Origin of the sequence: Flavobacterium enshiense DK69, from assembly GCF_000498495.1 — a bacterium.
GTDB lineage: Bacteria > Bacteroidota > Bacteroidia > Flavobacteriales > Flavobacteriaceae > Flavobacterium > Flavobacterium enshiense.
This window is the reverse complement of the sequence record NZ_AVCS01000013.1, coordinates 185,510-206,057: the sequence shown is the minus strand read 5'-3', so window position 1 is coordinate 206,057 and position 20,548 is coordinate 185,510. Positions and strand designations below refer to the sequence as shown.

Sequence of the window (20,548 nt, the reverse complement as noted above, 5' to 3'; positions counted from 1 at the left end):
ATTAAATTTAACAGTTATAAAATGTTGGGCCCCAGAAATTTGATTTTGTAATTATTCTGTTAATGAAAATAGTAATCAATCACTAATAACATTATAAAAAATGGAAAACAATTCGAACAGCCAAGGTAAGTGTCCGTTTTCCGACACAACCCAAAATGAAAACATGGGTGGAATCGGGACAAAAAACAAGGATTGGTGGCCCAATCAGTTAAAAGTAAACATGCTGCGTCAAAATTCATCGCTTTCAAATCCGATGGGTGAAAAATTTGATTATGCAGCAGAATTCAAAAGCCTTGATCTGGCAGCTGTCAAAAAAGACCTTAATGACCTTATGACCGATTCGCAGGATTGGTGGCCGGCCGATTTCGGACATTACGGACCTCTTTTTATCCGAATGGCATGGCACAGCGCCGGTACTTATAGAATAGGCGATGGTCGTGGAGGTGCGGGGGCCGGACAACAACGTTTTGCACCACTGAACAGTTGGCCGGATAATGCCAATCTCGACAAAGCCAGAAGATTGCTTTGGCCTATCAAACAAAAATATGGACGTAAAATTTCCTGGGCCGACCTTATGATTCTGGCCGGGAATGTCGCTTTGGAATCTATGGGGTTTAAGACCTTTGGTTTTGCAGGCGGTCGTGAAGATGTCTGGGAACCGGAAGAAAATGTATACTGGGGTTCTGAAACGGAATGGCTGGATGATAAACGCTATTCGGGAGTACGCGATCTTGAAAATCCGCTTGCCGCTGTGCAAATGGGGTTAATCTATGTGAATCCGCAAGGGCCCAACGGTAATCCGGATCCGCTCGCTGCAGCTACCGATATTCGTGAAACATTTGCCCGTATGGCCATGAATGATGAAGAAACTGTAGCGCTTATTGCTGGCGGACATACATTCGGTAAAGCGCATGGTGCAGGAGATGCTGCTTTAGTAGGAGCAGAACCTGAAGGAGCAGGTATCGAATTACAGGGATTGGGCTGGGCCAGTAAACATGGTACCGGTAAAGGAGGAGATGCCATTACAGGCGGGCCTGAAGTGACCTGGACACAAACACCAACAAAATGGAGTAATCACTTCTTTGATAATCTCTTTAATAATGAGTGGGAACTAACCAAAAGCCCTGCAGGAGCATTTCAGTGGGTGGCAAAAGGCGGCGCAAAGACAATTCCCGATGCACACGACCCTTCCAAAATGCATGTGCCTACCATGCTTACCACCGACCTTACGTTACGTTTTGATCCTATTTATGAAAAGATTTCAAGACGTTTTTATGAAAATCCGGATCAATTGGCTGATGCCTTTGCTCGCGCATGGTATAAGTTAACGCACCGTGATATGGGACCGATTGCCCGTTATCTTGGCCCTGAAGTTCCAAAAGAAGAATTGCTTTGGCAAGACCCAATTCCGGCAGTGGATCATGAGTTGATCAATGAAAATGATATTGCATCATTAAAAACTAAAATATTGGATTCCGGTCTTACTGTTTCTCAATTAGTGAGTACAGCTTGGGCTTCGGCATCTACTTTCCGTGGGTCCGACAAACGCGGTGGCGCTAATGGAGCCCGTATCCGTTTGGAGCCTCAGAAATCTTGGGCCGTAAACAATCCGACGCAATTATCAAAAGTTTTGAATACGCTTGAAGGCATTCAGAAAGAATTTAATAATGCACAATCTGGCGGTAAAAAAGTATCGCTTGCTGATCTTATTGTTTTGGCGGGTTGTTCCGGAGTTGAGAAAGCTGCGAAAAATGCAGGTCATACCATATCTGTTCCTTTTGCTCCCGGCCGTATGGATGCTTCACAGGATAAAACCGATGTGGCATCATTCGCTGTGCTGGAGCCGAAAGCTGATGGATTCCGTAATTATGCGAAATCCAAGTTTGCAATTCCAACAGAAGCAATGTTGGTAGATAAAGCGCAATTGCTCACGCTAACTGCTCCTGAAATGACGGTTCTTGTAGGAGGTTTGCGCGTGTTGAATACCAACTTTGATAATTCCAAACATGGAGTATTTACCAATCGACCGGAAACACTTACCAACGAGTTCTTCGTGAATTTGCTCGACATGGGGACAACCTGGAAAGCAGTTGATGAACATGAGGAATTGTTTGAGGGAGGAAGTGCTTCTGGTGTAAAATGGACAGGAACCCGAGTTGATCTTATCTTTGGTTCTAATTCGGAATTGAGATCATTGGCAGAAGTATATGCAAGTTCAGACGCTCAGGAGAAATTTGTAAATGATTTTGTAGCGGCGTGGAATAAAGTGATGAACCTTGATCGTTTTGATTTGGCTAAATAACAGTACAGAATCATGAAAATATCGGAAGTTCATTTGTTGACCAATTCGCTTTCGGAAACCGAATTCTTTTATAAGCAAAAGCTAGGTTTTGAAGTATTGGAAAAAACAGATGAACTTCTTTTTTTTAAGGTTGGCACCTCAAAGTTGTGCTTTCATTTGTCGGATGAAATTCAAAAGCCGGTTTATCATTTCGCTTTCGATATTCCCGAAAATAGACTTTTTGAGGCTTTGGAATGGGTTAGTGAAAGAGCTGAAGCAATTCCGTATAACGACAATGAATATAATGAATATATAGTCGACTTCTCCAACTGGAATGCTAAATCCTTTTATTTCAATGATACCAACGGGAATATTCTGGAATGTATCGTGCGCTACGATCTGAAGAATGTTTCTGATGAAAATTTCAATGGTAATTCATTCATAAAGATCAGTGAAATAGGTTTTGTGGTCGCGGATGTTTTCGGATTTTGCGACCAAATCAATCAACAATACCAAACCGATTATTTTGTAATGCAGCCCAAACGCGAAAACTTCTCCGTTTTGGGAGATAATTACGGTTTGTTTATCGTGTCGGGAGAAAATCGAAATTGGTTTCCTACGATGCATAAAGCACAGCCGTTTTGGTCGAAAGTTCTTTTTGAGAGCTACGGAAAGCAGTATGAAATGATTTTTAATCCGTAATGGAGATTTTTATAGCGTATGTTCAAGCTTTGTGAAAGATTATTTCAGGCTGGAAAACATAAAGTTACATATTTAGAAATGTTGGTTAAGGGTAAATAAACTTGGAAATGCAAATAAAAAGAGGCTGTCCTTTCCTGCAGCCTCTTTTTGTTGATAACATTTAGCGGATATGGAGTTTGTCTTTATTTAAAAATCGTGAAGTCCAAATGTTTTGTACATAAATCTAATTGCTAATTTTTATTAAAAACAGTGGATTTTAAATAAAAATCTACGTGTATTCCGGTTTCCTCTTTTAAGGTTTTTTCTATACTCAGTCTGGCCATCAGGTAACTTAACGTAGATTCTGCTCCCTGATTAAGGTTGATATAATCTTCTTCCAAACCATCAAAACAACCGCCGGTGCAAGGATTGTAAATTATTCGGTTTAAGTGATTTTTTCCCAAAAACCAATCGAAAGCCATTTCTATTTTCTCTTTGTATTGTTGATCTTTAAATACATCATAAAATTTACTCAAAGTAAGAATTGTATAAGCGACATCAATAGGTTGTTCGCCACCAATTTTTTCTGCTCCTGATTTTACACTATTGTGAAACCATCCTTTATTAGAAATCACCTTAATACTGTTTTCTGTAAAAATCTTTGACAGAAGAAAATCAAAACTGTTTTTTGCAATTTCCTTATATCTGATGTCACCGGTTGCCAGCCAGGCACACAACATTGCTTCTGGCAAAATACTGTTTGCATAGGTAAGGTAACTTTCAAACCACATCCATTCCTTATTGGCTTCATGCTTATACATTTGTACCAATCTATCAGAAAAATGCCTCATCAATAATATGTTTTGAATTGATGTGTGTTTAGTGTTTCTGTAATAGATGCCTTTTATTACAAATGCCATAGCGCGTGTGGAATAGATTTGATCGGCATTTGATAATCCAATTTGCATGACTGAAATTGCATCCTCCACCAGCTCTTTTGGCAATAAATCATTCATGGAAATTAAATAGCCTAAAGACCAAATCGCCCTTCCGTTGGAGTCGGCCAAATTGGTGTGTTGGTTTTGTTTCGTAAAATTTTTGTCTTCTCCGACATAATTCAGAAAATACCCTTCGGGAAGCAAACAATACTTTATAAAATTGAAATAAAGTTGAATATATTCTAAATCACTTTCATCTTTTGTCAGTTCAAAATGCATACACATGGCTATTAACGCCCGCGCATTATCATCAAGCGTATATCCTGAACCTATATCGGGATGATTAATAACCGAAAACTGTATCATTCCAAAATCATTTGTCATTTTTTTTACGTGATCAAGATTGATTTTAGGAATTTTATAATGCATCGAGATTCGATCGCCACAAATTTTTTCAAATAATAAAGCATGTGCAATTGCCGAATTTTCCCATGCTGTCGGAGCCATTCTGTGTAAGCCATCCCATCCGATGTTATTTCTCAATTGTTCGTCATTCAATAAAGAAATTGTTTTTTCAGCCAATTGTTCTGAGTTTCCAAAATCAATTAAATAACCTAAATTATTTTCCAAAACTTCGCATGAATGTGGAATCGGAGTTGAGATGATAGGACATCCGCAACTGATAGCGTATGAAAATGTCCCGCTTACTGCTTGGTTAGGATCTTTAGAAGTGAATAAATAAATATCTGTAAGTTGTAGATATTCCAGCAAATCCTGTAATGTTAAAAAATGATTTACAAATTTAATGTGATTTTGCAGTTGCAATTCTTCAATTTTTGCGGTAAGCATCTCCCTGTATTTTTCCCCTTCATGTTTAACAACCGATGGATGTGTTTTTCCTATAATAAGGAATAAAACATCGGGATGTTCTTTTATGATTGCCGGCAGCGCATTCAAAGTTGTTTCTATACTCTTACCAGAACTTAATAGTCCAAATGTGGAAAGTACTTTTCGTCCGGATAAGCGATATTTGTTTTTTAGTGTCTCTTTGTCTTTATGGGGTATTAAATGTGTCCCGTGAGGAATAACGGAAATCTTTTCCTCTGATATTCCATAATCATTTATCAAAACACGAGCAGAACAATTAGTCATTACTATGATATTGTCGGCCGCTTTTGTTATTTGCTGCACATTAATTTTTAATAATTCGTTTGGATTTGGCAATGCGGTGTGAAAAACTACGACAATCGGTTTTTTGATTGCCTTCAAAAACTTTATGAAGGCAACTTCATTGTTTCTGAACAAACCAAATTCGTGCTGAATCAAAACCAGATCAATTTCGGCACTATCATTTATGTTTTTTGATAATTCTAAAAATGAATCAGAACAATCAGTATTAAGAATATATTTTACTTTATCGGAATAAGTATGCTTTTCGGTTTCCGATTCGATTGGGCAGATTTTTATATCAAAAGAATTGTCGAATTTGTCATTCAAAGCGCGAATCAAATCCTGTGAATAAGTAGCAATACCGCATTCGCGGGGCGGATTTGTGGTAATGAATAAAATCTGGGGTAATTTATCCGCTATGTCAGCAATATGCTTTTTACCTGTCTTTGAGGAGCTGCTTATTTGTTCCTTATCAGTTGATCGATTTCCGTGGAAGTTTTTTAGGGTATTATTTCTCATATTGTACGGTATTAAGGATTAATTCATGTAACAGTTCGGATAAACTAAGGGTTACGGAACCAATTTGTTCATCGGCAGCCCCATAATAAATATAGAGCGTATCATCATAAACAACAGTTCCGGTAGGAAAACAAACATTATTAACCTCACCTTTTAATTCCCAATCAAGATCCGGCTCGAATAAAGGATAGGGTAATCTGGAAAGTTCTATTTGCGGATTATTCAAATCAAGCAAAGCCGCACAAGCTGTATAGGCGGGACCATTTATGCCATCGTGAACACCATGATAAATAAGTAACCAGCCATGTTCGGTTTCAATAGGGGGGCATCCTCCTCCAATATATTTTTTTTCATGCTTGTATTTTGGCGAAAGCAGAATGTTATTTTCAAAATGTTTGAAAAAATCCCGCCAAAATTCAGGGGTCAGTTCCCGTAAGTCATAGACGGAAATAATCTGTATTTCAGGTTTAATCCGATGAAGGATATAAAATTTACCGTTAATTTTTCTCGGGAAAAAAATAACATTCTTATCCCAAATAAATAGTTCTTTGTGATGCTTTCCATCATAATGCTTGTCCTGATTGAAAGGCATATATCTGTCAATAACTGAACTTCTGTTGTTTACGAGTCTTCTGAATTCCGGATAAGTAATTTGAGGAACTATTAACCCTTTTTTTTCAAAATGAATTAAATCTTTTGAAACGGCTAAAGCTGCTAAGGCATTATAGCCATCATAAGCAGTATATGTCAAATAAAACAAATCGTCAATTTTCACAATTCTGGGATCTTCGACTCCGTGACTTTCATAGTCGAATTCCGGAGAGAGTACCGGCATTTCTAATCGCTTTTCAATTGTGAAAGGATCGCTTAATCTGCAATAACCAATACTTGAGTAATTGCCATCAGCTACTGCTCTGTAGAAAAGATGAATAGCACCATCTTCTGCTATTACAGCTGGATTTAAAACGCCTTCATTCTCAAAATCGAGCGCTTTTTTTCTTAGAATAATACCTTCCTTCTTAATAGCTATCATAATCCTTTTTTAATCGTTTAAATGAAAAAAAAATTAAACACTGGCGAAAAGGCCTGTTTTAATTTAGGACATAGTAGGGCTCTTAATTTGAAATTTAAGAATTGGAATTATAGGTTTGGGGCTATTGAAAACTAAAGCTACAGATGTCTGTAGCTTCATGTGCTATAAATTTAGTGAAGTTATTTTGTTTATTTAACGAATAATTGTTAAAAGTTGGAATTAAATTAACAAATTATTTTGTTTTTATTTACTATTGTCTGAAAATGGTTAAGAAAAAGAATAGTGTTCAATCCTTAAATGAAAGAATCATTTGAGTTGTCGTTTGCGTTCTGTTTCATTTTTTGTTCCAGACTGTTTTTTCTGTTACATAATGAACGTGACGAATAGTAGCTAAAGAGAGTTGCTAACCCAATAGTACAGAATTATAAACATCTTAAATTGTTTTCTTTTCTTACTTTTTGTAGATTAGCGGGAAATTGAGGTAGTGCATTTTCTCCAGATAGTAATGCTTTTTAAAAATGAGTACTTATCTATTAATTAATAAGGTGCATCTATTTAAGAGTTAGCGGTCATTGTATTGCGAAACCGCATAAATACAAAATCTATTAAAAAAATGAATACCAGAAAACTTACTTATTTACTTCTGATTTTATCATTCTACAGTTGCACTGCACAAAAAAAAGCAATAAATGATGAAAATTGGACCAAAATTGTTACAGAAACTAAGACCGTAAACAATATAACTTATTACTTCCCATCTGAAGTTGAAATTCCACGTAGAAATCTTGCAATTGAAGAATGTCAAAAATCAATTGAAGAAAATTTGAAATTAATTGGTGAAACTGAATTCAACAATAAAATGGACGTTGAATTTTTAAAATCAAGAAAAGAAATGCTAAAATATGGAGGAATGACTGCTCAAGGTTTGGCTTTGCCTGACAGCGATGTATTATTCTCACTACTTAAAGATACTGGATCGCCGATTAAACATGAAATGATGCACATGATTACAATGTATAAATGGGGAACACCTCCAACTTCTTCAACTTGGATGAATGAAGGGTTAGCAACTTATTCAGGCGGAACTTGTTCTAAATACTCATTGGAAGAGATTTATAAATATTTTATTCAGAGTAATAAACTTATTCCTATGGACAAGTTATCACAAGATTTTTATAAAAACCCCGATATGATTGCTTATACTCAAAGTGCTTTTATCTCTAAATTTCTAATTGATAACCATGGAATATCAAAATTTAAAGAACTTTGGAAAAGTGGGTATGAAAAGCTAAACGAAATATATGGTTTCGACTCACAAACATTAGAACAAACCTTGAAAGATTATATAAACCGAAAATGCCCAACAAATATAAATTTTGATTGGGAAGAGTTTAATAAAGGATGTTAAAAGCAACGAACCACTAAAAGCGGTTTTAAGAAATTGGGGCTTTAGCGCAAACTAAAACTCTTTTTTGTGATTTTAACTTAGTGATGAGACAAACTAAAGGAACAGAAACCTCAAATTCATAAAGCCGGCGGGATGTTATCGGACATTGTTTAAAAACACTGTGTAGATCAAAAATGACAGGTATATTAAAATATGATTTCTCGGCAAAAGTTTGGCAATATCCATCTCCCGGAGGTTGGTATTTTGTTTCGCTTCCTGAAAATATTGCCAAAGAAATCAGGGCAAACCTAAAAAAGGAAGAAGAAGGTTGGGGAAGATTGAAAGCGACTGCAGAAATTGGAAAAAGTCAATGGAAAACAGCAATTTGGTTTGACACAAAAATGAATACATACCTTCTTCCATTAAAAGCTGAAATCAGAAAAAAAGAAAATATTTTCAATGGAAAAATTGTTGACGCGACAATTTTGCTTTGAAAAATAGAATCGGAAAAGTTTGACTTAGAAATACAGCGGCTGCTAATAATGGTTTTGTGAAAGCGGGGTTTGGTATTTTATGGGGTAGATCCGTTGCTTGCGCTTTCTTCGTTTAAGAAAGTTTTTTCTTTCAGTATTTTCGGTATATTTGTAAATATCAGTAACAAAAATACCTGTCAACTTAAATCTGGCGGGACGTTAGCCGAAATTTCAGAAAACACAACTCAAAAATAGCATTCAGTAAAAAAAAATAGAAATATGAAACCTGAAAACTTTACAGAACTAAGTGACCAAGAACTTTTACAGAAAATAAAAAAAATGAAAACCAATAAAATAGTTGATGCTGCAATCATTGGACTTACAATTGGAATTGTTATTTATAGCGCTGTAAAAAATGGTTTTGGATTTTTTACTTTCTTTCCTTTGTTACTAACATTTATGATTGTTAGAAATTCTAATAATAATAAAATCTTAGAGAGGGAAATGCAAAAAGAAATAGAATCTCGAAACTCAAAATAAAAAGCATAGGTTTGTCTAAAATACAATGAAAATTTAAAGAGACTTCTACAAGCAGCGGTTTTGTGAAGGCGGGGTTTTAGTTTATATAGGGAAGAATCAACAACTCGCTAAAAGCATTATTACAATTTGAATAATGAAAAAATATTTCTCGATAACCCAATTTTTTACTTTTCTGACAATATTAATTTTTGTCACTTCCTGCAACGGACAAGTTAAAAGAGACTTGCCAAAAGAAAAGGCAAATGATTCAAAAATAATAGCTGCCGGACAACCAAAACTTATAAAAACCCAAGGCTCACATAAAGATAACAATGTTTGTTGTAGTCTGCAGGACAAAGCAGGTAACCTTTGGTTCGGCACATCAGGTGAAGGCGTTTATAAATATGACGGAAATTCGTTTAGCCAATTTACAGCGACAAACGGGCTTAACAGTAATCATGTTTATTGTATGCTGGAAGATGAAAATGGTAAAATTTGGATAGGTACGGAAGCTGGACTTTGTCTTTACGATGGTAAAACATTTGCTAAAATCCAAATCACTTTACGAAAAGACATGCCCCCCAATAAGAATCGCAACACGCATGATGTATTCAGTATAATGCAGGACAAAAGCGGAAAACTATGGTTCTCCACAATTGATGGTGTTTATATCTACGATGGAAAAACCTTTACTTCGTTTATAGTTGGTAATGGCGGAGGTGGTTTTATGAGCAGTAATGATAATGTAGAATACATTTTAGAAGATAAGGCAGGTAACATTTGGTTTGGTGGACGGGTTAATAAAGGGGTATTTCGTTACGATGGCAAATCCTTAACCAATCTTAAGCCAGATGGTGACAATTGGGCTTGGCCCGTTTTGCAAGACATGAACGGAAATATTTGGTTCAGTAATTGGAGTGGGGCCTTCCGTTATGATGGCAAATCATTTACAAATTTTACAAAAAATGAAGGTTTATCAAATGGTCCAATTACCCGAATTATAGAAGACAAAAATGGAAATCTTTGGTTTGGAGGTGGTGGTCGTGGTATTTGTCGTTACGATGGAAAAGCCTCCACTTGTTTTACAACAAAAGATGGACTAACCAATAACGATGTATGGTCAATTTTGGAAGATAGGGAGGGAAACCTTTGGGTAGGTACAAGGAACACGGGTTTGCACCGCTATGATGGAAAATCCTTTATTAATTTTTCGGAATAAACACAAACAGGTAAAGAGTTGATAAACAAAAATCTACGAACCCGGTAGGCGCGCATTTGTACTCGAGCATATCGACTGCTGATGGAATCCATACTCACAGGACAATTAAAAAACTACAGCCGTAAGAAGTTGTAGTTTTGTTTTTTAATAAACCACTATATCGACAAAATCCACGCTATCAGCGTCAATCATGGATTTTTATTTTGCAACCCAAGAATTCCTTTTTTGAACTGTGGCTGCACTAGGCTAAGGTTTTATCGTCTGAAATAGGAATATCTTCCGGAAAAACCATCAAGTTGGTAGTCAACAAATGAGCAAATTTTTGTGTAGAAGAATTTAAAATTTAACTCCTTTACTTTTTCAATAAATACGTAACTTGCAGCCTCAAAATTTATTACCAAAAAAATGGAACAAGTACAACCATATCAACCAAAAAATAAAGTTAGAATTGTTACTGCGGCTTCGTTGTTTGACGGACATGATGCAGCGATCAATATCATGCGCCGAATCATTCAGGCAACCGGTGTTGAGGTAATTCACCTTGGACATGACAGAAGTGTGGAAGAAGTAGTGAATACTGCTATTCAGGAAGATGCAAATGCTATTGCGATGACTTCTTACCAGGGAGGACACAACGAATATTTTAAGTATATGTATGATTTGCTTAAAGAAAAAGGAGCAGGTCATATCAAGATTTTTGGAGGTGGTGGAGGAGTAATCCTTCCTTCTGAAATTTCCGAATTGCACGAATACGGTATCGAAAGAATTTATTCTCCGGATGATGGCCGTGCATTGGGATTACAGGGAATGATTAACGATTTGGTACAGCGTTCCGATTTTCCGGTAGGAGAGGTGCTTAATGGAGAATTAAGTCATTTGGAAAGTAAAAACCCAACGGCAATTGCCCGCGTGATTTCTTCGGCAGAAAATTTCCCTGAAGTTGCGAAGTCGACTTTAGAAAAAATATACAAAATAAATCAGGACAGCAAAACTCCGGTTTTAGGTATTACAGGAACAGGCGGTGCCGGAAAGTCCTCTTTGGTGGATGAATTGGTGCGTCGTTTCTTAATCGATTTCCCTGAAAAAACCATCGGATTGATTTCTGTTGACCCTTCTAAACGTAAAACGGGAGGAGCACTTTTGGGAGACAGAATCCGTATGAATGCGATCAATAACCCGAGAGTTTACATGCGTTCATTGGCAACACGTCAATCCAACTTGGCATTGTCGAAATACGTTCAGGAAGCGATTGAAGTATTGAAAGCAGCCAAATATGATTTAATCGTATTGGAAACTTCAGGAATCGGTCAGTCGGATACGGAAATCATGGATCACTCCGATGTTTCGTTATACGTAATGACGCCTGAGTTCGGTGCTGCAACCCAGTTGGAGAAAATCGACATGTTGGACTTCGCTGATTTGGTGGCTTTGAATAAATTTGACAAACGCGGCGCTTTGGATGCAATCCGTGACGTGAAAAAACAATACCAGCGTAACCATAATTTATGGGATGTTGATCCTGATAAAATGCCGGTTTTCGGAACAATTGCTTCGCAGTTTAACGATCCGGGAATGAATACGCTTTACAAATCCATCATGGATAAAATTGTAGAGAAAACAGGAATCGATTTACATTCGACTTTCGAGATTACGCGTGAGATGAGCGAGAAGATTTTCGTGATTCCACCGCACAGAACCCGTTATTTATCTGAAATTTCAGAGAACAACCGTAAATATGACGAAACAGCACTTTCTCAAGTGGATGTGGCTCAGAAATTATACGGTATTTTCAAAACAGTGGAAACCGTTTCAGGACGAGTTCCTAAAATTGACAAATCCGGAATTGTTGAAGAATCGTTGAATCATTCACCTGAGAAACAAGAGTTTTTATCATTGCTTACAAAAGAATTCGACCGCGTAAAAATGAATCTGGACCCATATAACTGGGAAATCATTTTGACTTGGGACGAAAAAGTAAACAAATACAAAAACCCGGTTTACTCGTTTAAAGTTCGTGATAAAGAAATCAAAATCGCTACGCATACCGAGAGTTTGTCACATACTCAGATTCCGAAAGTTGCATTGCCAAAATACCAGGCTTGGGGTGATATCCTGAGATGGAACTTACAGGAAAATGTACCGGGAGAATTTCCTTTTGCTTCGGGATTGTATCCGTTTAAACGTGAAGGAGAAGATCCGTCGCGTATGTTTGCCGGAGAAGGAGGTCCAGAAAGAACAAATAAACGTTTCCACTATGTGAGTGCCGGTTTACCAGCAAAACGTTTATCGACTGCTTTTGACAGTGTGACGTTATACGGAAATGATCCACACGTTCGTCCTGATATTTACGGAAAAATCGGTAATGCCGGTGTTTCCATCTGCTGTTTGGACGATGCGAAAAAATTATACTCAGGTTTTGATTTGAGCCATCCGCTGACTTCGGTTTCGATGACCATTAACGGTCCGGCGCCAATGTTATTAGGATTCTTCATGAATGCGGCTATCGATCAGAACTGTGAGAAATACATCAAAGAGAACGGTTTAGAGAAAGAAGTTGAGGCTAAAATCAAAGCGATATATAAAAAGAAAGGTGTAGAGCGTCCGCATTACCAAGGGGAATTACCGGAAGGAAATAATGGATTAGGATTGTTCCTTTTGGGAGTTACAGGAGATGAGGTTTTACCAATGGAGGTTTACACCGATATTAAAATTAAAACGTTAGCTCAGGTACGTGGTACGGTTCAGGCCGATATCCTAAAAGAAGATCAGGCGCAGAACACTTGTATTTTCTCAACTGAATTTGCACTTCGTTTGATGGGTGACGTTCAGGAATACTTTATTAAGGAGAATGTACGTAACTTCTATTCGGTTTCGATTTCGGGTTACCATATTGCGGAAGCAGGAGCTAATCCTATCACGCAGTTGGCTTTCACATTGGCTAATGGTTTCACGTATGTGGAATACTACTTAAGCCGAGGAATGAACATCAACGATTTCGGTCCGAACTTATCGTTCTTCTTCTCGAACGGTATCGATCCGGAATATGCGGTAATCGGTCGTGTGGCGCGTAAAATTTGGGCGAAAGCCTTGAAAAACAAATACGGAGCTAACGAAAGAGCGCAAATGTTGAAATACCATATTCAAACATCTGGTCGTTCATTACACGCTCAGGAAATCGATTTTAACGATATCCGAACTACACTACAGGCATTATATGCAATTTATGACAACTGTAACTCATTGCATACCAATGCGTATGATGAAGCTATTACTACGCCAACTGAAGAATCAGTACGTCGTGCAATGGCAATTCAGTTGATTATCAATAAAGAATTAGGATTGGCGAAAAACGAAAATCCAATTCAGGGTTCATTCATCATTGAAGAATTAACGGATTTGGTGGAAGAAGCTGTGTTGGCGGAATTCGACAGAATTACCGAAAGAGGAGGGGTGCTTGGAGCAATGGAAACGATGTACCAGCGTTCTAAAATCCAGGAGGAAAGTTTGTATTATGAAACATTGAAACATACCGGGGAATTCCCGATTATTGGTGTGAATACATTCTTAAGTTCTAAAGGTTCGCCAACGGTTATTCCTGCAGAGGTTATCCGTGCTACGGAAGAAGAAAAGAAATATCAGATTGTAATGTTAGGACATCTGCATGAAGCGAATAAACATGAAGTAGAGGAGCAGTTGGCTATTATTCAGGATGCTGCTATTAATAATCAGAATATTTTTGAGAAATTAATGGATGCTACCAAAGTATGCTCGTTAGGGCAAATCACTTCAGCCTTGTTCGAGGTAGGAGGTCAGTACAGAAGGAATATGTAAGACTTATTTGTTTAAAAAAGCCCCAATTTTGGGGCTTTTTTTATGTTTAATTTAAGATTACTTTTTAACCTTAAAAATGGATTTTCACTAATTTTGGTAATGTACCCCTGAGGTCAAATACCACGTATTGCATAATGCCCCATAATATTTAGAAATCAATCAATCAAATAATAAATATTATGAAAAATTCTATTGCAATCGGAAACTTGAAGTCGTTAGGCTTCTCCTGCCTGGCATTAATTGCAGGCTTGTTTATTTATTCGTGTTCGGATGACGACGATGGTGTGCCACCGGATACAACAACGAGCAGAACACCTTATGTGTGTCCAACTTGTGCTTCTACCTCACAAGCACTTCCTGAAAACGATAACGCTGCAAGGGGAATATACAAAGGAGTGTTTTCAGAAGGAACCATCGCGATTAACTTTAGAAATGATGTTCAAATGGCTTATGGAGTGGTTTATTACAAAAACAGAATTATTAGTTTAAGTGAATCTCCAGTATTGGTTGAGGCCACTGAAAAACCTTTCTTTGCCTCGCTTAGAGGTGTATATGAAAATTCTCCGGTAACGTTAACTTTTTCGGTAGATGAGGATGGGTCAAATCCAATGTTGTTGGATTTTACTATTGCGGGTAACAGTACGTTTTCATCTAATATTTTTAAAGAAAAATCAACTACATTAATTGAAGATTATGAAGGAAACTACTTCCTTTCTGCTAACGCGAATCCATCTGGAGGTTTGGGTCAAATTCCAGTTCCGGATCTAGATTCTGCTGGCAGAGTTGACCCAGGTCTTGCGCTTCCAAGTGCTAATGCACCAATTGTAGGTAATTTGCGATTGGTTTTGTCAAGATCTGATGGAATGTGGACGTTGTTTAAAACTATGAATAAATCTAACAGTGTTTTAGACTTCGGAACCATTGAATCGGGTTCGTTGGTTTCAACTGTCAGCGGAAAAAGAGCGGCATATTTGCGAAGCGATGAGGTAAATTTCAGTGAATATACTCCATCCGGAAGGCTCTTTCTTCATGCGGAAAGAAAACGTTAAAACTTAAATTAAAGATAAAAAAAAACACCTCTTGTTGTAAGAGGTGTTTTTTTGTGATTAGATTGCAAGAGTCAATAACTTAATAATGAAATAGCTCTGTCAGGCTATATGTTTTTACAAACCGAAACGATATTGAAGACTAAGTAGAGCCTGTGTACGTGAGGATAGGAATCCCACTTCGCCTCTAAGCATCCAATGTTTATTGTATTGATATTGTGATCCAATGATAAAATTCCATTTGTCTTTTGGTCTTTTATCCATGGAATATTGTACCGTAGAATTAGAGATGTTATTTACGGCGGTATCTGCGGCAGTTAAAAATTCACCGGCTCTGTCTAAAATTTGATCGGCTCGGTTGTATTTTGCCTGATTGATCGGATTGGCTTGTCCTGCCGGACCCAAGTTGGTCCACCATGTTTCTAAATCTTGTCGTTTTTGCTCAACGCCTGCAATGCCTTCGTCTATTTTTTGCTTCAAATCTCCTCCCTCAAAAACTTCGCTAAGGCTTAAAGAGCCTTTGGTTTCGGATTTAAGCTGTACTCGGAACCCTCCAACCCAAACTGCTATGTTTTGGTCAGGTCTGCCAAATTTGAAATTTTTACCAAGTCGTGGGCCAAAGATAAAGGTTTGGGCAGGTTTCTGCAATTGAGGTACGTCGGTCCAAGCTACGTTCATGTCTAAGGCCAAAAAGCCTCCTGCTACTCCAATAGTGGGGGTCATCCCAAGACCAAACGTCGTGGCATCAAATTCTACTTTCGTGCCAAATGAGGTGATTTGTGTTTCTGAGCCGGTCGCAGGGTCATCAAGCCAAACGCCTACTCCGATGTCAGTGCTGGCTGTCGTTTTTCCAAAGATACCATAGATATTTAAAAAAGGGAACAGCCAGATGTCAGGGCGTAGTGAGAGTGTGTTTGAAGTGGCTACAGCTTTATTGAAACGGACGATTTGGTCTAGATTATACATAGGGCCGTTGTTAAAACCAACTTGCAGATTGTCTATGATAATGTCGGACTCCTGCCAAAGATAATTTACGCTGACTCCGGCAGAGTAAGGAAGGTTGTATCCTTTCTTAGTTGCTTTATCTCCCCAAATGGGTAACGAATAGGGGTAATCTGTGACTTTTAAACTGTCAATAAGTTCCTGGTTTTTCTTGCCGACTTCTTTGTTTGTGAAAACCTGTGCGTTTGCCGATATCGTTATCAATAGACAAAAGGCAAATAAAATATGATTTTTCATGGTATTCAGAGTTTGTTTTACGGTTCTTACTCAGTTGTTTTATTCTCTGTATCTTTTTTTTCTAAATTTTCTTTGGCTTTACCTGCTCCGATAGGAATACCTGCAGTGATGTAAATGCTTTGGTTGAAGACTCCACTGTTATGGTCGTCAATTTCGATATCTACTAATCCATAGTAATAGCGAACACCTAAATTCATTCCGTTGCCACCCATTAGGCGATATCCTAATCCGACGATAAGTCCTGCATCAAGCGGATGATAATTGTCTTTTATGGACAATTTGTACTTCAGGTCTTTTTTGTCCTTTACTTCAGCAGTGAATTCGTCTGTTGCTTTGTAGAGTAGGCCCAATTGAAATCCTCCTTCGGCGTAAAAGCTTTTTGGTAATTTTTTTTTCATCATCAGCGGAACGTTGAAGTATTCCAAGTTTCGTCTGACTTCTCCATTGGCAAATTCGCTGTCTAATTCAGGATCATTAAGTAAATAGGGTTTGAGGTCTTTTGCTCCCATAGTTGATTTTACAATCACACCGGTGTGAAACATCCAGTCATTCTTCATCTTGATGTCAAAATAAAAGCCCAGATTAAAGCGGGCGCTTGCTTTTGAATCATCCAGACCTCGCAACGATGCAAAATTTACACCACCATCAAGCCCAAATTCTATTTTGCCTGTGTTGAGTTTGTCTCCTAACAATAATGAGATTAACACCTGTCCGTTTATGGAACATGAGAATAATAAGAGGCATGCTAATAGTGCTGTTTTTTTCATATTGCGCAATGATTCTCAAAAAATAACTTCTCAATTTTGTGGGGCAAAATTTATCGGGATTGTATGGGTTTATTTGGTCATAATATGATAAGGATATAATGGTTAATGCCTGATTAAGCTAAAGTTACTATAAAAATCTGATATTATTGAAATTCTGTTGTGATATTTTTCTTCATTTTATTATGTTAAACTTTTTAGTTCCTGTTCTACAGTATTGGTTTAATTGTTTTTGCGGCTATTTTGTGTGACAACATGGAGGTTTTTTAGTGATGAATTGTATATGAAATTGAGTAGTCTAAAAGTTTGGCACGACTATTGACAAGTAACAACTAAATAAGTTTAATTTTGAATTAATACTTAAGAGATAGTTTACTTTAGGAAGAATTAAGAAAAATAAATTTAATAGCTATGAGCAAGAAGATTACTTTATTGTTGGCTTTCATCGGGATGATTGGGCTTCAAAGTTGTGTTAAAGAAGAATATATAGTTCAGGATATAAACGATCAGGATACCATCAGTGAAGTGTTTGAATATTATGATGTTGACTTTTTTCCGGATAATCATAATGAGTACAATGTGCTTTTAGATTTCTTTCATCCGATTTATACCTCCGATATGGTTTTGGTATACCGTTTGGCAGGAGTTGGGGTAGATGGTAACGAATGGAAATTGTTACCCGAAACCTATTATTTTCCTGACGGTACTGTAGATTATGGTTACAGAAACGATTTTACCCAATATAATGCGTTAGTTCAACTGCATGGATTTGATTTGGGCGGACTTTCAAACGAATTTAAACTGAATCAGATGTTTAGGGTGGCAATCATACCAGCTTTTGTAAATAACAAACAGACCAGCAAAGTTGATTTTAAAGATTATAACGCGGTAGTGAAAGCTTATAATATTGACGAATCAAAGATTCAGAAAATAAAAATGTAGGCAATTTATATTATAAGATTTTAAAAAAGGCTGTCTTTGGACGGCTTTTTTTTGTTTTAAGTTTTGTTAATAAGAAGATAATGAGGTGTTTGGTATTTTTTTTATGTTAAGATATGCAAACATAATGTTGTGTTTAGAAAATATTGCATAGGAAGTGTATGAATGGATAGCATGTAAAATGTGGGGTTTTGCGATAAATGGGTGGTGGATTTACGTGTAACCCCTATTTTTTTAGGGGGTATATTATTTTGTAATGTAAAATTTTATATTTTTGCGGTGTATAATCACAGGTCATAACCTTAAAAACACAACTTATGTCAACATTTCGTTTCCATGCTTTACAAAAAGCAACAGACAGAACACCGGTAGCGGTAGATGATTCGGAGAGAAAATCAGAGATTTTCGGAAGTAACGTTTTTAACGATAAGTCAATGCGACAATTTTTGACGCCAGAAGCTTATAAGGCTGTTAAAAATGCTATCGAAAACGGAATTAAAATTGATCGTAAAATTGCAGAATATATTGCAATGGGAATGAAAGAATGGGCTCTTTCTAAAGGAGTGACTCATTATACACACTGGTTCCAGCCATTAACAGGAACAACTGCTGAGAAACACGATGCGTTTTTCGAAACATCAATGGATGGTAGCGATCCTGTTGAGAAATTCGGAGGAAGCCAATTGGTACAGCAAGAACCGGATGCTTCGTCTTTCCCTAACGGAGGAATCAGAAATACATTCGAAGCACGTGGATATACTGCTTGGGATCCAACATCTCCGGCTTTCATCTTCGGAACAACATTATGTATCCCAACAGTTTTCATCTCTTATACAGGTGAGGCTTTAGATAACAAAACACCTTTGTTGAGAGCTTTACATGCGATTGACAATGCAGCGACTGATGTTGCTAAATATTTCGACAAAAACGTTAAAAAAGTAACACCTACTTTAGGTTGGGAGCAAGAATATTTCCTTGTTGATGCTGCTTTGGCAAATTCAAGACCTGATATCCTGGCAACCGGAAGAACTTTATTAGGGCATACTTCTGCAAAAGGTCAGCAATTGGAAGACCACTACTTCGGTTCTATTCCGACTCGCGTATTACAATATATGAGAGATTTGGAAAAAGAATGTATGTTGTTGGGTATTCCGGTAAAAACACGTCACAATGAAGTAGCTCCAAATCAATATGAATTAGCTCCTATTTTCGAGGAAACAAACTTGGCGGTTGACCACAACTCATTATTGATGGATGTTATGCAAAAAGTAGCAGAGCGTCATCACTTTAAAGTGTTATTCCACGAAAAACCATTCAAAGGAGTTAATGGTTCGGGTAAACACAATAACTGGTCATTGGCTACAGATACAGGTATAAACTTGTTAAGCCCGAGCAAAACGCCAATGAGCAACTTGCAATTCCTGACTTTCTTCATCAATACCATCAAAGCGGTACACGATTATGAAGAGTTGATGAGAGCTTCTATCGCTTCTGCAAGTAATGACCACCGTTTGGGAGCAAACGAGGCGCCACCGGCTATCATCTCTGTTTTCATCGGTCAGCAATTGACAAATGTTTTAGCTGAATTAGAAGGTGTTTCCAGCGGAAAACTTTCTCCGGAAGAAAAAACAGACTTGAAATTGAACGTAGTAGGTAAATTGCCGGACGTATTGTTGGATAACACCGATAGAAACAGAACGTCTCCATTCGCCTTCACAGGAAATAAATTCGAATTCAGAGCGGTAGGATCTACTGCAAACTGTGCGGTTTCAATGACGACTTTAAATACGATTGTTGCTAAGCAATTAAAAGATTTCAAAGTTGAGGTTGATGAATTGATCGAGAAAAAAGACATGAAGAAAGACGATGCAATCTTCAATGTTTTAAGAGAGTACATCAAACAAACCAAAGCTATCTTGTTCGAAGGTGACGGTTATAGCGAAGCTTGGGAAAAAGAAGCTAAAAAACGAGGATTGAGCAATCACAAAACAACTCCGAAAGCGCTGAAAGCAAAAGTGTCTAAACAAGCGATTGCTTTGTTCGGAGAGATGGGTGTTATGGATCACGTTGAGGTGGAATCCCGTTACGAAATCGAATTGGAAGAATACACTAAGAAAATTCAGATTGAAGGACGTGTATTGGGTGATATCGCTCGTAACCACGTAATTCCGACATCAATCCGTTACCAAAATACATTAATCGAAAACGTTAAAGGATTAAAAGAAATCTTTGGTAAAGACTTTGAAAAAGTAGCTAAAGAACAAATCGGATTGATTAAGGAAATTTCAGAGCATATCGAAGGTATCAATTCAAATGTAGAAGCTATGACGGAAGAGCGTAAAAAAGCAAACGCTTTAAACAGCTCTGAGAAAATGGCCGATGCATATTGCGAAAAAGTAAAACCATATTTCGATATCATCAGAAGTCACTGTGATAAATTAGAATTGTTGGTTGACGACGAGATCTGGACTTTGGCTAAATACAGGGAATTATTATTTGTGAGATAATA

The 20,548-nt window shown here is 37.3% G+C and carries 14 protein-coding genes; 10 read left to right on the top strand and 4 right to left on the bottom strand.

What is annotated here, in order from left to right:
* Nucleotides 1-100 precede the first annotated feature (100 nt).
* Nucleotides 101-2,302 carry a catalase/peroxidase HPI gene (gene katG / locus FEDK69T_RS09645; protein WP_023573975.1) on the top strand — a complete coding sequence of 734 codons (2,202 nt, stop codon included), beginning with the start codon at nt 101-103 and terminating at the stop codon, nt 2,300-2,302.
* Nucleotides 2,303-2,314: 12 nt separating this feature from the next.
* A complete protein-coding gene (locus FEDK69T_RS09640; RefSeq protein WP_023573974.1) occupies nt 2,315-2,983 on the top strand; it encodes a VOC family protein in 669 nt (222 codons plus the stop codon).
* A 230-nt stretch (nt 2,984-3,213) separates the two neighbouring features.
* Here the strand turns inward: FEDK69T_RS09640 and FEDK69T_RS09635 are convergent, their stop codons facing one another.
* Nucleotides 3,214-5,589 carry a glycosyltransferase gene (locus tag FEDK69T_RS09635; RefSeq protein ID WP_081711717.1) on the bottom strand — a complete coding sequence of 792 codons (2,376 nt, stop codon included), beginning with the start codon at nt 5,587-5,589 and terminating at the stop codon, nt 3,214-3,216.
* Nucleotides 5,579-6,622: a glycoside hydrolase family 130 protein gene (locus tag FEDK69T_RS09630; protein WP_023573972.1), complete on the bottom strand. Its 1,044-nt coding sequence runs from the start codon at nt 6,620-6,622 to the stop codon at nt 5,579-5,581. The genes FEDK69T_RS09635 and FEDK69T_RS09630 overlap by 11 nt, the downstream gene beginning before the upstream one ends.
* Before the next feature lie 613 nt (nt 6,623-7,235).
* On the opposite strand from FEDK69T_RS09630, the gene FEDK69T_RS09625 reads away from it, so the two are divergent.
* From FEDK69T_RS09625 to FEDK69T_RS09600, 6 genes are all read left to right on the top strand, one after another.
* Nucleotides 7,236-8,030, top strand: a complete 795-nt coding sequence (locus FEDK69T_RS09625) for a peptidase MA family metallohydrolase (RefSeq protein WP_023573971.1) — start codon at nt 7,236-7,238, stop codon at nt 8,028-8,030.
* A gap of 173 nt (nt 8,031-8,203) precedes the next feature.
* A complete protein-coding gene (locus FEDK69T_RS09620) occupies nt 8,204-8,503 on the top strand; it encodes a DUF1905 domain-containing protein (RefSeq protein ID WP_023573970.1) in 300 nt (99 codons plus the stop codon).
* 258 nt (nt 8,504-8,761) lie between these two features.
* On the top strand, nt 8,762-9,022 hold the full coding sequence (locus FEDK69T_RS09615; protein ID WP_023573968.1) for a hypothetical protein: 261 nt from the start codon (nt 8,762-8,764) through the stop codon (nt 9,020-9,022).
* Nucleotides 9,023-9,155: 133 nt separating this feature from the next.
* A complete protein-coding gene (locus tag FEDK69T_RS09610; RefSeq protein ID WP_023573967.1) occupies nt 9,156-10,220 on the top strand; it encodes a ligand-binding sensor domain-containing protein in 1,065 nt (354 codons plus the stop codon).
* 405 nt (nt 10,221-10,625) lie between these two features.
* Nucleotides 10,626-14,051 carry a methylmalonyl-CoA mutase family protein gene (locus FEDK69T_RS09605; protein ID WP_023573966.1) on the top strand — a complete coding sequence of 1,142 codons (3,426 nt, stop codon included), beginning with the start codon at nt 10,626-10,628 and terminating at the stop codon, nt 14,049-14,051.
* Nucleotides 14,052-14,230: 179 nt separating this feature from the next.
* Complete coding sequence (locus tag FEDK69T_RS09600) at nt 14,231-15,100, top strand: hypothetical protein (RefSeq protein WP_023573965.1); 870 nt, start codon at nt 14,231-14,233, stop codon at nt 15,098-15,100.
* 114 nt (nt 15,101-15,214) lie between these two features.
* Here FEDK69T_RS09600 and FEDK69T_RS09595 read toward each other — a convergent pair whose 3' ends face one another.
* Together FEDK69T_RS09595 and FEDK69T_RS09590 are read right to left on the bottom strand one after the other, a co-directional pair.
* Nucleotides 15,215-16,336 (bottom strand): hypothetical protein, encoded by a 1,122-nt coding sequence (locus FEDK69T_RS09595; RefSeq protein ID WP_023573964.1) that lies wholly within the window; start codon nt 16,334-16,336, stop codon nt 15,215-15,217.
* A gap of 26 nt (nt 16,337-16,362) precedes the next feature.
* Entirely contained in the window at nt 16,363-17,103 is a 741-nt protein-coding gene (locus FEDK69T_RS09590) for a porin family protein (protein WP_023573963.1), read from the bottom strand.
* Nucleotides 17,104-17,511: 408 nt separating this feature from the next.
* Here FEDK69T_RS09590 and FEDK69T_RS09585 point away from each other — a divergent pair, with 408 nt between their 5' ends.
* The gene (locus FEDK69T_RS09585) at nt 17,512-18,042 is read left to right on the top strand and encodes a hypothetical protein (protein WP_023573962.1); all 531 of its coding nucleotides are present in this window, start codon (nt 17,512-17,514) and stop codon (nt 18,040-18,042) included.
* Nucleotides 18,043-18,356: 314 nt separating this feature from the next.
* Entirely contained in the window at nt 18,357-20,546 is a 2,190-nt protein-coding gene (locus FEDK69T_RS09580) for a glutamine synthetase III family protein (RefSeq protein WP_023573961.1), read from the top strand.
* Nucleotides 20,547-20,548 lie beyond the last annotated feature (2 nt).